The sequence below is a fragment of the Roseitranquillus sediminis genome, from assembly GCF_016918935.1.
Taxonomy (GTDB): Bacteria; Pseudomonadota; Alphaproteobacteria; order Rhodobacterales; family Rhodobacteraceae; genus Roseitranquillus; species Roseitranquillus sediminis.
Window position 1 is genome coordinate 15,404 of record NZ_JAFFOB010000023.1, and the last position, 17,142, is coordinate 32,545.

A 17,142-nucleotide genomic window follows, 5' to 3' on the forward strand; every position below is an offset into this window, starting at 1 on the left:
CGCGCGCCGATCCATGAGGGCCCGACCGGGCCGGACTGACGAGGTGGCGACATGACGCGCAGACCCACACGCCGGACGGGACCTTCGCTTGCCAGCAGACTGGCGCGAAGGCTGATTGCAACTGTCAGCGCCACGGCGGTCGCAGTGCTGCAGGTGGCGCCGGCCTATGCGCAGGTGGTGGCGGACGGCGCGACCGCCACCGACGTCGCCACCTCTGGCGCGGTCATCAACGTCACCAGCGGGACGATCCGCAACAGCACCGCCTTCAACAGCTTCAGCCGCTTCGACGTCGGCGCCGGGTCCACGGTGAACGTGTATCAGCCGGGCGGCGCGGACCGGCTGGTGAACGTCATCCGCAACGGCGGCTCGACCATCGCCGGCACGCTGAACGCCAAGGTCGGCTCGCCGCTCGCGGACCTCGGCATCGGCGGCGACGTCTACTTCGTCAATCCGGATGGGTTCGTGGTCAGCGCGGGGGGCATCATCAACGCGGGGCGGCTGACGCTTTCCACGCCGACCGGCGCCTTCGCCGACCAGCTGGTAGCGGAGCTCGGTGGCCAGTCGGCCGCGCGGCTGTTCGCGGGGACCGAGCCGATCGATCCGGCCGCCGGCATCACCATCGGCGGCACGATCAACGCGGAGCGGCTGGAGGTCCGGTCGGGCAGCCTCAACATGATGATGAGCGGCCGGATCGCGGTGGACGCGCCGGGAACCAGCGGCACCATCGCGCCTGCCGTCAACACCGACGGCATCCCGACCGCGGGCGGGGCGACGGTCGAGGGCGGCGTAATACGCCTCTTCGCCTCGGGCGACATGCAGCTTCGCGGCCAGAGCTCGGCCAAGCGCGGCGGCGGCAGCGGCGGCCTCGTCGAGGCGCAGTCCGGTGGCGAGATGACCGTGGGCGGCACGGTCGATGTCGCGGCCAGCGGCGCCGCCGGAGGCGGTTCCGTCGTGCTCTTCGCGCAGGGCTCGGCGATCATGGAGGAGGCGCTCCGCGTGGACGCACGCTCCGTCGCGGGCGACGGCGGCTTCTTCGCGCTCGGCAGCGCGGGCGCGGTGACGGCGGCGGGCACGCTCGACACCGGCTCGGACAGCGGCGCGTCGGGCGAGGCGTTCGTCACGGGCGAAAGCGTGAGCGTGACCGGCGACATCGTGACCGGCGGCGGCGACCTCGCACTCGTGGCGGCGCAGGCGGTGACCGTGGCCGAGGGCGTCGGCCTCTCGACCCGCGCCATCGTTCCGGGCGGCGGGCAGGACGCATTCGCCGGAGCGGCGGGCGCGGGTGCGGCAGGCGACCTGCTGATCGCGGGCACCAACGTCACGGTGTCGACCGGCGCGCGGCTGAGGGCCGACAGCGCGGCCGCGGAAGGTGGCGGCCTGATCGGCATCTTCACCCGCAGCGAGAATGAAGGGATCGCCTGGGCGATCAATCCCGACGCAGAAGTCGCGAGCGTCTCGATCGACGGCGCCAGCGTCACCGGCGGGGCGGTGGCCATTACCGCGGTCGCCAGGGTCGCCAACGCGCTGGGCAGCGACGACGAGGCGGTGGAAGGGGCGCAGGTCGACGCGGCCGAGAGCTCGGCCACGGAAGAGCAGATCCAGCAGCTCCTCGACCAGGCGGTCGATACCGTCACCGGCGTCTTCGAACGCACCCTGCAGACCGCGAACGGTTATGTCCCCCTGCAGGTGCAGGTGCTGACGGCGGACGCCAAGGTCACCATCACCGACAGTCAGATCGAGGCGCAGGGCAACTGGACCGACGCAGGCCAGGCGCCGGAGACGCCGGACGACGCCACCGCCTTCGCCGTCAACGGCCAGCTTGCCTCCACCGGCCTGCGCGAGGACGGCTATCGCTTTCTCGGTGAGGGTGTCTATGCGCTGAACGCGAAGCTGCCGACCGCGTGGGACAGCGCCAGCGACAGCCTGCTGATCCAGTCCCATGCGGACACTTCGCTGACGATCGCGCCCAAGGCCTATCTGCTGGGAATCGGCATCGCCGCGACCGAGACGCACTCGCGCGTGGAGGTCGCGAACAGCTCGCTCACCACGCGCGCAGGCGGCGTCCGTTTGGCGAGCACGGCGTTTGAGAACCACAACGTGACGGTCGCTTCCACCGCCGTCGCCAACCTTGCCGGCGCGCTGATCGTCACGGTGCGCGACCTGACGAACCAGGTTCTGGTCCGCGGCGGCACCCTCAACTCGGCAGGCCCGCTGCGGATGGCGGCGCTGACGGGCAAGTCTCACGCCAACAGCGCTACGGCCAACGCCGGGATGCAGGGCACTGCGGCGGTCGCGGTCAACATCGGCGTCTCGCAGGCATTGACCGAGGCGGCGCTGGGCGGCACGACGACGGCGGGCGGCGCAGTCGCGCTCGATGCCGAGACGCTCTACTTCAAGAAGTCGCACGCGACCTCGGCGACCATGGGTCTCGCCAACGTCGAGAAGCTGATCCGCAGCCGGGTGCTCAACAAGGCACCGCTGACCGGTTTCGCCGCCACGATCCGCGGCAAGGCCACGGGCAAGCCCGCCGACCCCAACCGCAAGCCGAGCTTCGGCTTTGGCATGTCGGTCGACGTGCAGGTCGACGACGACGACACCTTCGCCAGGCTGGGCGGGGGCTACCACGACCTGAGCGCCGACGCGCGCCCGCTGACGCAGCTCGGCACCACCAGCGTGACCGCCATCGGCGCCAACGTAGCCGTCAACGCCGCCTACCGCTTTGCCGACGACGACGGCGAGGGAGGCGCCGGTCTGAAGCGGGCGACGAGCGCGGCGTTCGGCGTGCTGACTCAGGTGCTCAAGCGCCAGGTCCAGATCCACAACCAGGCCAACCCGAGCGACCCGATCACCGAGGACGAGATCCTCGGCCGCTACTCCAATGCCACGATGATGAATGTTGGCGTCTCGACGATGCTGGGCGAGACGCGCGCCGAGATCGGCGCCGACGCGACGGTGACGGCCGGCAGCCTCGACGTCCACGCCGTGACGCGCTTTCCGAACGCGGACCCGCTGAACGAGATCCGGCAGGAGTGGCGCGACTTCACCGCCCAAGTTTCGGACTACAACCCGCTCGGCCAGCTCAACGACGACCCCGACGACGACCAGGTGCCCGAGGTCTCGGAGCTGATCGCGGCCGTCAATCCGTTGACCTACCAGACGAGCGACGCCAAGGCGAAGGGCGAGGCGGCGCGTCCTGGCGACGATTCACGCGCCGTCGTGCCGGGCGAGGAGCAGAAGCTCGCGCTGGGCATCACGGTCATCTACTTCAACACCGACAGCGAGACGAGCGCCGTGATCCGCGACGGCGCCAAGGTGACGCTGGACGCGCGGGCGGACGTGACGGCGCGGCAGGAGGCGCTGTTCCTGCACATCGCCAACCTGCCGAAGAGCCTGCCGCTCTTCGGCGAGGCCAAGGTCAATGACGCCATCGGCGGAGCCATCAACATCGCCCGCGTGCGCAGCCGGGTGGAGGCGCTGATCGAGAGCGGGGCGGAGGTCACCGTCACCGGCGGCGACCTGACGCTGGAGGCGACCACGCGCAACTTCGTCGGCAACCTCGCCTATTCCGGCGGCAACGGGGCCGAGGTGGCGATCAACGCCTCGATCTCGGCCAACATCGCCGAGGCCGAGACCATCGCCCGCATCGGCGAGGCCGCCACGGTGTCGGCGGGCGCGGTGTCGCTGACGGCGCGCGACAGCTCGATCGACTGGGCCGCCGCGGGCGCTGTATCCGCGTCCGAGAACATCGGCGTCGGCGCGTCGGGCAACGTCAACTTCGCGACCCGCCGGATTTACGCCGGCATCGGCCCGGCCGAGGGCGTGGAGCCTGTGGCGCCGGACGGCCACACTGTCGTCGACGCCGGCTCGCTCACCATCCTCGCCGAGAACGACACGCTGGAGATCGGCGTCGCGGTCGCCGGCTCCAAGGTCGCCGGCAAGCCCACGACTGAGCCACCGCCGGAGGAGAACGAGGAGGACATGATCATCCCCTCGTGGTTCTTCGACGAGGACGAGAACGACGCCATCGGCCAGCAGGCGGAGGTCGACACGCCGCCCGATGCCGAAGGCAACCAGCAGAAGGCTGGCTGGTCGGTCTCGGCCGCGGCGTCGCTGAACCTGATCCTCGGCAACTCCACGACGGCGGAAATCGCTACGCCGGCGCGGGTCGACCTGCCGGGCGCGATGGGCGTCACGGCGCGCAACCGCGGCGTCGGCGTGACCGTGGGCGGCGCGGTCGCCGCTGGCCTAGGCAAGACGCAGGACACCAACGCGCTCGCGGGCGCCTTCGCGATCCACGTCGACACGCGCGAGATCGACGCCCGCGTCTCCGGCGCCGCGGTCGAGGCCGGCGGTGTCGTGACGCTGCACGCCGACGACCAGGCCACCGTGGTCAACGTCGCCGTCGGCGGCGCGGGCACGTCGCGCGGGGGCATGGCGCTCGCCGGGTCGGTCGCGGTCGCGGTGCTGGAGGGCGGGGCCGAGGCCGAGGTAGCCGACGCTGGCATCACCGCTGAGAGCGTGAGGGTCGAGGCGGACGACGCCTCGCTCACCGTCGGCATCGGCGGGGCGGTCGGCATCAACATGGACAAGACGCAGGGCTACGGCGTCGGCATCGGCATCGCTGTCAACACCGTCGACCGCAGCGCCACGGCAGGCGTCACGGGCGCGAGCAGCGTCACGACAGGCGCGCTTTCAGTCCTCGCCGACACGACGCAGTCGATCTACGGCTTCGGCGTCTCGGCGGGCGTCGGCAAGACCGGCATCGCGGGATCGGTCGCGGTCAACACCATCACCGGTGGCGCGAAGGCGGCGGTCGTCGGCGCCGAGGGCGAGCGGGTCGAGCTGCGCGCCTCTTCGGTGAATGTCGACGCCACGGAGACCAACACGATCTTCTCGCTCGGCGGCGCGCTGACCGGCGGCCAGACGGCGGCGGTGGGCGGCGCGGCGACGGTCAACGTGGTGACGGCCGACACCGCCGGCCGGCTGGAGCAGGTGGACCTCGCCCGGCGCGACGGCGGGCCGGAGCTGGGCGCGGTCAAGGTCGATGCCGACAGCACCAGCGACATCTTCAGCATCGCCGTCGCCGGCGCGGCGGCGCGCGAGGGCACGGCGGTCGGCGTCGGCCTCTCGGCCAACGAGATCACCGCCGACGTCACCGTCTCGCTCGCAGGCAGCACCGTGGCCCAGGCGGCGAGCCTGACCGCGCGTGCCGACGCGACGCGGATCATCAAGAGCATCGGCGGCGGCGCAGCGGCCTCCGGGCGCGGGGCGGGCGGCTTCGCGGGCACGGTGAACCTGCTCCTGGCGAACAACACGCGCGTCCTGCTCGACGGCGCCACGCTCAGCACCCGCGATGGCGGCGACATGACCGTCGAGGCGCTGGCGGGTGGCGAGTTCGCGTCGCTGGCCGCCGCGCTCAGCGCTTCGCGCGACCTGAGCCTCGGCGGTGCGGTGACGGTGAACGTCACGACCGCAGAAACGTTTATATCGGCTGTGGGCGCGGACCTGACGGCCGGCGGCGCGCTGGCGCTCAGGGCGCGGGACACGGCCAGCGTCGAGAGCCTGGCGGGCGGCGCGGCGGTCAGCGTTTCGGGCACCGGTGTCGCGGGGGCGGTGGCGGCGAACTTCATCGCCCACGAAACCGCAGTGACCGCGGACGGAGCGATGCTCGAGGGGGTCGGCGTCGAACTCCATGCCGGCAACGAGAGCGAGATCGACAGCATGGCCGTCGGGCTCGCCGGCGGCGGACAGAACGCGGTGGCGGGGTCCATCGCCATCGGCGACATCGGCAACACCACGCGAGTGCAGGCGGCGAATGCGAGCCTCGACGCCGGAACCGGCGCCGCGGTGCTGGCCGCGAGCCGCAGCGGGTCGATCGAGATCCTCTCGGGCTCGGCCGCGATCGGCGGCAACAACGCGGTGGGCATCGCGCTGACGGTCGCCACGATCCACGGCGGGGTGACGGCGGACCTGGTCACCGCCGCGCCGGTGACGGCGGGGTCGCTGTCGGTGCAGGCGACCAACGCCGCCACGATCGACGCCATCGCCGCCGGGGTCGCGGGGTCCGGCGCCACCTCCGTCGCCGGCTCTATGGTCTACTCGCAGATCGGGCGGCCGGGCGATGACGGCCCGTCGGTCGAGCCGCTGCCGGGTCCTGCCGAAGAGGACCCGTTGAGCGAGGCGCAGGACACCGCGGCAGATCGGCGCGACACGGCCGTCTCGGACCTCGTGGGATCTACCGCGACGACCACGGCCGACAGCCTCAGCGCCGACCAGATGACGCTGGAACTCGACAGCGACGACATCGTGCGGGCGCGGGTGCAGCTGACGGGCGCGTCGCCGGTGCTGCCGGCCACGACGATTTCCACCTCCGAGACCGGGGCGACGCGGGCGCTGGCGGGGGCGGCGGCGATCGGCGGCTCGAACGGCATCGGCGCGGGGATTACGGTCAACCTGATGTTCGGCAAGCTGGAGGCCGAGCTGGTGCTGCCGGCGGGCCAGGAAACGCGCGCGGCCGGGGAAGTCAATGTCAGCGCCACGCAGCTCGGCTCGATCCGGACGGCGGGCGTCTCGGGCGGAGTCGGCGGCGCGGTCGGCGGCGCGGGATCGATCACCGTCAACGTGATGAACCGGCAGGCGGACGCCCGCATCGTCGGCGCCGGGACCGGCACCCGCGCCGCGCTGCGAACCGATCGCGGCGCGGTGAACGTGTCGGCATTGCAGACGGGCACGATCAAGTCCTTCGCGGGCGCGGCCGGAGCCAGCGGCACGGCGGGGGCGGGCGGCGCCATCGTCGTCAACGTCATGTCCGACGACGGGGAGGCGGCGATCGAGGACGCGACGGTCCTGACGCGGCGCGAGACGGAGGACCCCGGCGCCCCGCTTGCCGCCGCGGGTGCCGTCGCCGTCACGGCCACGCAGACCATGACGCTCGAAGCGCTCTCCGCCGCGGTGGGCGGCGGCGCGACCGGCGCCTTCGCCGGCAGCTTCGCGCTCAACGTCGCGGACGGCCTCGTGACGGCGGCGGCGCGTCGCTCCGGAATCCAGGCGAGCAGCCTGACGCTGGCCGCGTCGGCGGCGCCGAACCTTACCGCCAATGCAGGTGCCGTGGCGGCGGACGGCGGCGCGTCGGTCGGGGTCGGCATCTCGATCAACGCGGCGCGGCAGACGGTCCGGGCCGACTTCGACGCGAGCAGCCTGCTGGCCCATGACGCCGTCAGGATCACCGCCGACGCCGTCACAACGCTCGCCGCCAACGCCATCTCCGGCGCGATCTCCGGCGGCATCGCCGTGACCGGCACGGGCATCGGCAACACGGCCGCCAACGTCGTCGAGGCACTGGTGCGTGATAAGGACAACGCGGGCGGACCCGAGCGGTCGGACATCGTCACCCGCGGTTCCATCCTGCTGAGCGCAATCGGGCGCAACAGCATCTCGATGCTCGGCGGCGAGGACGAGCTGCCGGGCGCGAACCTGTCGATCAGTGGCGGCGGCGCGGCTGGAGTCGGCGCATCGGCCTCCGTCAGCACGCTCGGGAACCGGGTTCGCGCGGCGGTGCTGGACGACGCGCGGCTGATCGGCCTCGGCCACTCCACGCTGAGCCACGTCGACGCCGACGGTGCCACGCAATTCGTCACGGGCCTCGCCGTCAATGCGCAGGGCCGCAGCGACATCACCATGCTGACCGCGAATGGGTCCGTGGGCGGCGTCGCCGGTGTCTCGGCCCTCTTCAGCTTCAACCTGATCGACGACAGCGCGCGGGTGGAGATCGGGTCCGAGGGCGACCTGACGCTCCAGCGTCTGAATCCGCAGTTCGACACCGACTACGCCAGCGCCATCGGCACGACCGACGCCGCCGCGGCGCAGGACACGGTCCTGAACGCCGACATCGACAACCGCGCCGAAAGCTATGCGGTCAACGTTGCGATCGGCGGCACGGCCGGCGTCGGTGCGGCCGCTGGCACGACGCTGGCCACGAGCGCCGCCGAAGTGGCGACATGGGCCGCCGACATCGCGGCGCGGCGGGACGTCCTCGTCTCCGCCGGAGCGGACACGGAGGTCGAGAGCTATGTGGCGGGCGCCGGTGGGGGCTTCGTCGGGGTCGCGGCCAACGCCAACGTCACGACCATCGGCGCGGACGCCCTGGTGACGCTGGCCGGCACCGACGTGTCGGCAGGGCGACACCTGCGGCTCGACACGCTGGTCGACAGCGGCGTCACCACCTTCGCGGGCGGCGCGGCAGGCGGCGCGGTCGGCGTCGCGGGCGCGGTGCAGGTCACGGTGTTCGACGGCACGTCCCGCATCGCGATCGGCTCGGCCGGGCCGAACCGCCAGAGCGACCTTTCCGCGACCGATGAGCTGACGGTGGACGCCAGGACGCAGATCGGGACCGACACCGGTTCGGCGGCGCTCGCGGGTGGCGCGGGCGCACTCGCGCTCAGCGCCAACGTCTCGCTGGTGAAGGCGACGACGGCGGTCGACGTGGGCGCGGCGCAGCGGCTCTCCTCCGGCGACGCCATGCGGCTCTCGGCGCAGGACACCGTCACGCTGCGCGGCAAGGGCGGAACGGTCGGCGTCGGCGCGGTGGGCATCGGCGCGGCGCTCGACTACGCCAGCTTCGCCGGGACCACGCGCGTCACGGTCGGCGCCGGCTCCACGCTCGCCGCCAACGCTATCGGCGCGCCGACCGACGGGGGACTGACGCTTTCGGCGAAGTCGGTGCGCGACATCTCTTCGGGCGTCGTCGCCGCCGGGACCGGGGCCGTCGCGGTCGGCGCGGCGATCAGCGTCGTGGAGCTCGGCGCACGGGCCGAGGACGACGAGGGCGAGCGCGATGGTCTGCTGGGCGACGTCGAGGGCGAGCTCGCCAGCGACCAGTCCGGCGAAAGCGGCCTCGACGGCTCGGCCAGCGCCGAGGACCGGCAGAATACCGGCGGCAGCCTCGTCGGCTTCGCCGGCGGCGCCGACACGCAGGAGAAGGTGGTCGACCGGCGCCGGTCCACGGACCTGCTGGGCGACGTGGGAGAGGACGTGGTGCGCGTGGATGTGGGCGATGGCGCCAGCCTCGCGACCCGCGGCGACCTCTCGGCCACCGCCGGCGCGGAGACGAAGGTCGTCCAGCTCGGCGGCGCCGGCTCCGCCTCGCTCGCGGGCGGCATGTCGAGCGGCACGGCCGTCTCGAATGTGGGTACGGGGGCGGCGGTGGAGCTCGGCACGAACACGCGCGTCGCGGCGGACGGCGCCGTGACACTGAATGCCGGGACCGGAGGCATTGGCGGCGAACCCGCCGTTGCCGCTCGCGCCGCGACGCTCGGTGCCTCGTTCGGCTACAATGCCGGGGTGGGCGTTGCCTTGGCACGTGTCTCGGGAACCGCCACGGTGGACGTCGGCGGTGGCGCGAGGATCGGCGGCCTGACGCGGACCCGCGCCGCCTCGGTCGACTTCGGCGCGACACGCAGCGATCGCATCACGGCCGACGTCTTCAACGTCTCGTTCTCCGGCGTCGCGGGCGCGGGGCTGGCGGTGGCGGAAACCGCCATCGAGGGCGGAACCGGCATCACGGTCGGCGCGGCCGCCATCCGCGGTGAAGATATCCGCCTGACAGCCGCCGACACGACCGACGCCGAGGCGGTCGGCGAAGGCAGCACCGGCGGCATCCTCGGCGGCCTCAACAGCGTCGTGGTCACGGCGCGCAATGCGGCGACGGGCTTGATGAACGTCAGCGGCGCTGCGCTGATCGGTGACACGGTGACGCTGTCGAACCGCAGCGCCGGGCGTGCCGACGCGACGGCCAAGGGCATCGCGGTCGGCGCCGTCGCGGTCGGTGCCTCGGTCGCCCGTGCGCGGGCCGAAATGACGCTGCAGACGACGGTCGACGCCTCGATCATCGCGGACACCGACATCGACATCGCGACGCGCCTGGCGCGGCCCGCCGCGCTCCTCGGCGTGGAGCGGGCGAATGCGCAGGCGCGGGCGAGCTCCACCTCGGGCGGGTTGCTCGCCGGGAACGGAGCGGAGGCCGAGGCATGGTTCGACTATGACGTCGAAACCTCCGTTGCGGGCTTCCTGCAGGCCGGAAACGCCATCGCAATCGCGGCTGAGGCGCAGGAGGTCTCGGCCGACGCCTTCGCCACTGGGCGGGCGCTGGCGGCGCTGGCCTTGGGCGTGACCATCGCGCGGGCGGGGCAGGAGGACGGTGCCTCGGCCCGGGTGGCGACGCTGGTCGACGGCGCGACGCTGGCCTCGACCGACGGGACCGTCGACATCTCCAGCGGCAACGCCCCGGACGTGGCGGCGCGCGCGCTCTCCGGCTCGGGCGGCCTCGTCTCCGGCGCGGGCGCCGAGGTGCGGGTCGATACCGACGCGACCACGCTGACCGACATCGCGCGGAACGCCGCCGTCCGCATCGACGTCGAGACCCTCAACATTGAGGCGGGCCACGCCGCGACGCTGGCCGGCAAGGTCGATACGACCAGCGCCGCCGCGCTCGGCGTCTCGGGCGCCGACATCCGCAGCACGCTCGGTTCGGACGTGGACCTGGGCATCGGGAGCGGCGCATCGCTTAACGCGCGCAACTTCGAGATCGCCGCGACCAACGCGATGACGCGGCCCGAGGACGGCTTCAACGTGCGCTCTGGTTCGGGCGGCGCGCTCGATGTGGCGGCGATGGTCAGCCGGGTCGACGCCTCGTCCAGCACCGACGTCTCGGTCGCTGGCGGCGCAGAGCTTATCCAGACCGACCTGCGGGACGCCGGTCAACGCTTCCGCATCGGCGCGTTCTCGGACCTCACGCTGATCGACCGGCTGAAGCTCGACTCGGGCGGCGCGATCGCGGTGCCGATCGGCGACAGCGAGGTCAGGGCCAACAGCAACACGACGAAGGTGACCGTCGGCGCAGCCCGACTCTTCGGGATGGATACGATCGAGATCTATTCGGGCGGCGACAGCGACATCGTCTCCGAGGTCGACACCAAGTCCTACGGCGCGGCGGGCGCGGCCTCGGCGCTGTCCGAGGCGACCTACAACGCGCGCAACGACATCGTGCTGCTCTCCGGGGCACAGATCGAGTCGATGAACGACGTCGAACTGCAGGCCGGATACGGCGCCGCAGCGGCGCAGCGCGTCGCGGTCAAGGCGGAATCGCGCGTCTTCAACAAGACCGCGTTCCCCATAAGTACGGACCCGAAGGCCGACGCGACGGCCGACACCGCCTCGCGCGTGACGGTGGGCGAGGGCGCGCGGGTGCTGGCGGTGCGCGACGTCTATCTCCTGGCCGAGGAGGGCGGACGCGAGGTGAAGGGCTACGGCCGCGGCAAGGATCTCTATCGCCAGGTGCTGGCCGAGATCGGCTCGGCGATTAGCGAGGCGTTCGTCGGCGAGCCGGTCAGCCTCGACATCGAGACCGGCACCACCGTGGATCGCAGGACCAACGACGGCATCAGGGTCAACGGCTACGTCCGCGCGGGCTCGCGCAACCGGCAGGTCCTGATCCTCGACGAGAACGACCGGCTCGCCAACGGGCTGGAGACTGACCCGCTGACCAGACAGCCCTATTCGAACGAGCTCGCCGGAGACGTCGAATTCTCGATCCGCGAGAACGTCAACCTCAGCAGCGAGATCGCGGCGCGGATCGCGACGCTGAACGAGCTGATTTCCGACCCGATCCTGAGCCAGGACCAGCAGGCGGTGATCGCCTGGACGGCGGAGCGGGATCAGCTGGTCGCGCGGGCGGCCACCATCAGCGGCACCGCGAACTTCGTCGACCTCGGCGACATCGTCGCGACCGAGGGCAACATCGTGATGCGGGCGGACTTCGTGCAGGGCGCCGGCACCGGCACGCTCGAGGCGCCGGGCAATGCGCGGATCATCGTGCACCTCTACTCGGACTCGTACCTGACGACCGCGGGCATGGCGATCCCGGAGAACGAGGGCGGGCGCATCCACTTCAACGACATCGCCGTCACGAATACGGGCGAGGTGCGCGCGCTTTCCGGCCAGCGGCCTGGCAGCTACGACTACGCTATGATCTCGGGCGACCAGGCGGGCGAGCCGGTGATCGAGGTGGTGACCTACGGCGACGGCTCGATCATCGTGGACGGGCCGATCGAGAACCGCGACGGGCTGATCGACATCAACTCGAACTTCGGCGACCTCGACGTGCGCGACGACGTCTCGGGCCGCACCGTGCGCCTCAGCGCCGGGCGCGACTTCGTGCAGGGCTTCACCTGGGGCTTCACCAACGTCGACGGCGAGCCCGATGAGATCTACGAGAGCTACTTCGCCCGCAACGATCGCATTGCGCGGGGTTACACGCTGGCCGGCGTCTCGGTCAGCGGCCGGGCCGGTGGCAACTTCTCCGCCCCGTTCCTCGGTCCGGTGCCGAGGTTCCAGCTGGCGCCGCGCCGGGGGCAGATCCGCGCCGGGCGGAACGTCTACATCACGGCCGACAAGCTAAACATCAACGGGCTCGTGCAGGCGGGGACGGGGCACTACGACATCGCCATCAACGCAGGCTTCGACGGCTTCGTCCGCGACAAGCTGGGCTCGGGCGACCTGCCGCGCACCGGCCGGACGCTGGTCTACGACACGGCGACGCCGGTCACCGACAACGTGGTGCGCAACGCGCACATCACCTCGAACGTACGCATCTATTACGATGCCGGCGACGGCACCCTAGGCGACGGGCGTATCGTGGTCGACCCGATGGTGGTGCAGGGCGGCCGGGTCGAGCTGACCGGGCAGCTCCTGTCCACCGGCTCGGGCGAGATCCAGTCGCTCGACGGGTTCGGTGCCATCGACGTCGTGAACGACTCGAGCCTGCCCATCGTCTTCGACCGCATTGACCTGGGCGAGTCGGGCGAGGGCCAGCAGGGCATCGAGGGCGTGGTGCGGATCAGCGACACGGATCCCTCGCGGATGCTGTCGCCCACCCGGCCGCTGATCACGGAGTACCGGCGCATCGGCGACCGCCTCGAGGTGCGCGACAACAGGTCGTTCGAGCTCGACGAAATCGACTTCGACGACGACGGCGTGACCGACGTGACGCGCGAGATCCCGACGCGGCTCGTGTCGACGTCGGAGGCGGCGGAGGGGCGGAACGGCTCGTTCCAGCCGGTCGCGAACCGCGACTTCATCGTCGTGCGCGGCGAGACGGTGACGCAAAAGACGAACTACACCCAGAAGACATTCTACTTCTGGGCGCCGCTCAGCGACAGCGTCAATTCGCGGACCGATCCAGCCGTCGCGACGCCGCTCGACCCGGTGACGACGCCGGGACTCGACGGTCCGTACCTCGGCGCGAGTCTCGGCGGCGGCGACTACCCCTATGCCTTCAGCAGCCGGCGGACGAAGAACTCCAACTCGGGCCGTCAGGAGGAGAAGACCGACGACGGGCGCTTCCTAGGCATCGGCACCGTCACCAAGACCTGGTCCGAGACGCAGACGGCCGAGCACCTCTACACTCACCGGCTGAAGGCGGACTACCCGATCGCGATCACCTTCCAGGGCGCCGACACCGGCAAGCTCGACATCCAGAGCGTGGGCGACGTGATGTTCGGCGATCTCGTGAGCAACCAGATCGGCGACAGCGAGATCCGCTCGACCGCAGGCTCGGTCATGACGACCGACAGCTCGGTGACGCTGGCGGTCGCAGACCTCGACCTCGCGTCGAACGTCGGCAGCGTGCGGTCCCTGGCGAGCCCGATGCGCATCGACCAGGCCGAGGGCGCGGTCCTGTCGGTCGTAGCTCGGGAGGAGATCGACATCTACGAGGTGTCGGGCAACATGCTGGTGGGCGAGATCCGCACGACGGAGCGCAGCGCGAACCCCAACACCGACCCGGTGGGCGAAGTGCGGCTGCAGGCGCAGGACTCGATCCTAATGGCCGACGGCGGCGCTGGCGTTACGGGCTCGGAGATCGAGCTGAGGGCTCATGGCGGCACGATCGGCGCCGACGGCGCACCCCTCCGCGTGAACGTCGACGATCTGAGCCTGACGGCCCGGGCGCGCGGCGACGTCTTCATCGCGGAGACGAGCGGCGACCTGCCGGTGCGCGAGGTCGTCTCCGACACCGGCAGCGTGGCCCTCTTCGCGCCCACCGGCTCGATCACCGATCGCAACGACGTCGAGGTGCGCGACATCCGCAGCGAGGCGCAGCTCGTCTCGCTCTGGGGCGACCAGCTCGGCCTCTATGGCGACGAGGCGACGGATGCGCGGCGGGCCGAGCAGCTCGGCGCGCTGAAGGAGGAGCGCGAGCGGACCTACGACGACTACTGGCAGGAGCGCCTGGCGGACGGCAACGCTTCGCAGACTTTCGCGCTCGACGCCGCGACGCGGCAGTCCCTGGCCGACGCCGGCTGGACCGAGGCTCAACTCGACGCCTACGTCGACGACCGGCAGAGCCTCTACGACCGCTGGAACGCCGAGGCAGCCTACGATCCGGGCTACGAGTACCTGCCCTCCGCGGACGAGGCGGCGAAGGTGCTGGACGGTCTGGAGTGGAGCCAGGACGAGCTGCAACAGTGGGTCCGCGCCGGCCTGATCCGCGGCACCGGCGACACGCAGGTGCGGATCGAGGACCCCAACGTCTCGGCCTTCGGCGACATCAACCTCTACGCCCGGGACCAGGTCGGCGAGCTGCTCGAGCCCTATACGCTGGGCGAGGGCAGCGGCCTGGCAGAGGACCTGCGGGTGCTCGCTGGCGCCGAGCGCACGGACCTCAGCTTTGAGGGCGACAAGGTAATCGTGCGGCGCGACGAGGACGTGAACTTCGCCTTCACCGGCGTCGTCGAGGGCGTCGCGCAGGGCAACCTCAGGGCGCGGGCGCAGAACTTCGAGGTGTTCCTCGGCGCCGAGACGCCGGCGACGATCGCCGAGGTCATCGGCACCAGCGACGTCAGCATCAAGATCGACGGCGAGATGCGCGACAACCGCGACGGCGCCGCCGCAGTGACCGGCAGCGCGATCATCGTCGAGAGCGGCGAGGACGCCTCGATCGGAACGGGCGACGATGCGCTGACGGTGGACGTGCTGCCCGGCGGATCGCTCATCGCCCGTAGCGGGGTGGAGGTGAACGTCCGCGCGATCGGCGACATGCCGCTGGCCGAGATCTTCGCGGGCGACATCGCGCGGCTGACGGCGGCCGGTGCGATTACCGACCAGGTCGGCTCAGGCGCGGTTCGTGTGCGGGCCGGAGACCTGGAGATCGACGGCGGCTCGGCGGGCACGGAGGATACGCGGCTCGTCGTCGAGCTGACGGACCTCGAGAACGGCCGGCTCAACCTCGAGACCCGCACGGGTGACGCATGGCTGCACGGCATTGGCGGCCTGCCGGTGGAGCGGTCGCGGATTGCGGCGCGCGGCGGTCTCTCGGCCACCGGCGCGCTGACGGTGCACGAGGGGCCGGGCGTGGTGAGCCACGGCGACCTCTGGGTCGACGCGGCGAGCCTGCTGCAGCGGGCGGATATCCTCAGCAACGGCGGCGCGATCACGGCGCGCACCGTTGGCGAGCTGCGGCAGGTGGCCGACACACGCATCTACTCGGGCACCGGCACGATCGCCGTGGAGACCGGGGCGGAACTGATCCTTGCGCGGCTCGAGACGGAGAACGCCACGGCGCGCGCACTTTCGGTGACGACGGGCGGTGCGCTGACCGTCGCGCCGGGCGAGGCGGGACAGGGCCTCGTCGCAAACGAACCGGGGGCCGGCGCGACGCTGCGCCTCGCGTCGTTTGAGCCGATCGGGCCGGAGGGGCTGCGCGTGGCGCTCGCCACGCTCGACGCGGAGGTGACGAGCGGTGCGCTGCACCTGCAGGAGCAGGACGGCCTGATCCTTGAGCGGGTGGTGACGAGTGACGCGCTGATCGACGTCGTCACGAACGGTGACACGGTCGTCCGCACGCTCGATTCCGGTACGGGGCCGTCGGTGATCTCGGCTGTCACGGGCGACGTCATGGCCGACGCGGCCAGCCTCGCGGGCGGCGACATCCGCCTCTTCGCCTTCGGCGGGGCGCTCAGGGGTGAGAGCGGCGCGACATTCACCGGTGATGCGGTGCCTGGCGCGGCGCTGCACTTCTACGCGCGCGATAACGTGCGCTACAGGGAGACGGCGGGCGACCTCCGCGTCGGCTTCGCGCTCTCCGAGACGGGCGACGTGGCGCTTGAGCCGGGGCCGGGCCGTGCGCTGGAGGTGGGCGTCCTCGGCACGCCGAACGACCTGACCCTGACGGCGACGGGCGAGCTCCGCCTGAACGTCGTCGGGTATGCGCTGGTCGACCTCGCCGACGAGGTGGCGCTGCAGCTGGTGCGGCCCGAGCTCTATGGCACGCGCGAGGCGCAGTCGCCGGACGAGGCGGACCTGACCGTGCTGGGCGATCCGGGGCGGCTCCATGTCGGTCTCATCAGCCTGCGCGAGAAGCTGGGGCTGCACGCCGAGGATATCGACGTGAACTTCTACGACCTCACGGCGGCGGACGGGATGGACCTCGTGGTCGAAGACCCCGAGGGCGACTTCGCCGACAGGGTCGACGTCGACGGCATCGGCGACGGGCCGCGCCTCTTCATCGCGGACTACTTCCGCGACATCCGATCCCGGCTGCGCGGCCGCGACCGCTCGGGCGGCGAGCTGCGGCTGACCTATGGCCGCATCGGCACCGGGCAGATCAGCCATGCCGGCCCGCGCTTCATCGGTCAGGACGTGGTGATCGACGGCGACGTCTGGTTCCGCCAGCGCAGCTTCGACCTGCTGGCGCAGGTCGAGTTCGACCGCCTGAGCACCGTTGCCGACGCGCAGGTGCTGGCCAACCAGGGCGGGCGGATCGGGTTTTCGATCAGCGACGAGATCGTGCTGGTGACCGAGCATGTGCTGGTGCTGAACCGCCGCCTGGGCGGGGTGGACCTGAACGGCGGGCAGGGCTTCGCGTTCGGCGTGGGCGTCGAGACCGACTTCCTCGGCTTTCCCTTCACCTTCGAGGAGGACGAGGGCGGCGTCACCCGGACCGCCGCCATGCCGAAGGTGTCGGTCGGTGCAGGAGACGCAGTGCGCGTCCCGCTGATCCACTCCTCGGCGGACTGACGCACCGGCATCTCGCGTCTGGAACGGTCCCCGGTGGTGCGGGGTTGTACCCCGTCGCGGCACGGGACGGTC

The 17,142-nt window shown here is 71.6% G+C and carries 1 protein-coding gene; it reads left to right on the forward strand.

From position 1 onward, the window contains the following. Nucleotides 1–51 precede the first annotated feature (51 nt). Complete coding sequence (locus JM664_RS15680) at nt 52–17,070, forward strand: leukotoxin LktA family filamentous adhesin (protein WP_227420881.1); 17,019 nt, start codon at nt 52–54, stop codon at nt 17,068–17,070. The last annotated feature ends 72 nt before the right edge of the window (nt 17,071–17,142 follow it).

What these genes read in the sequence shown, in the direction of transcription:
- JM664_RS15680 (WP_227420881.1), top strand. Translation starts at nt 52, where the DNA reads ATGACGCGCAGACCCACACGCCGGACGGGACCTTCGCTTGCCAGCAGA.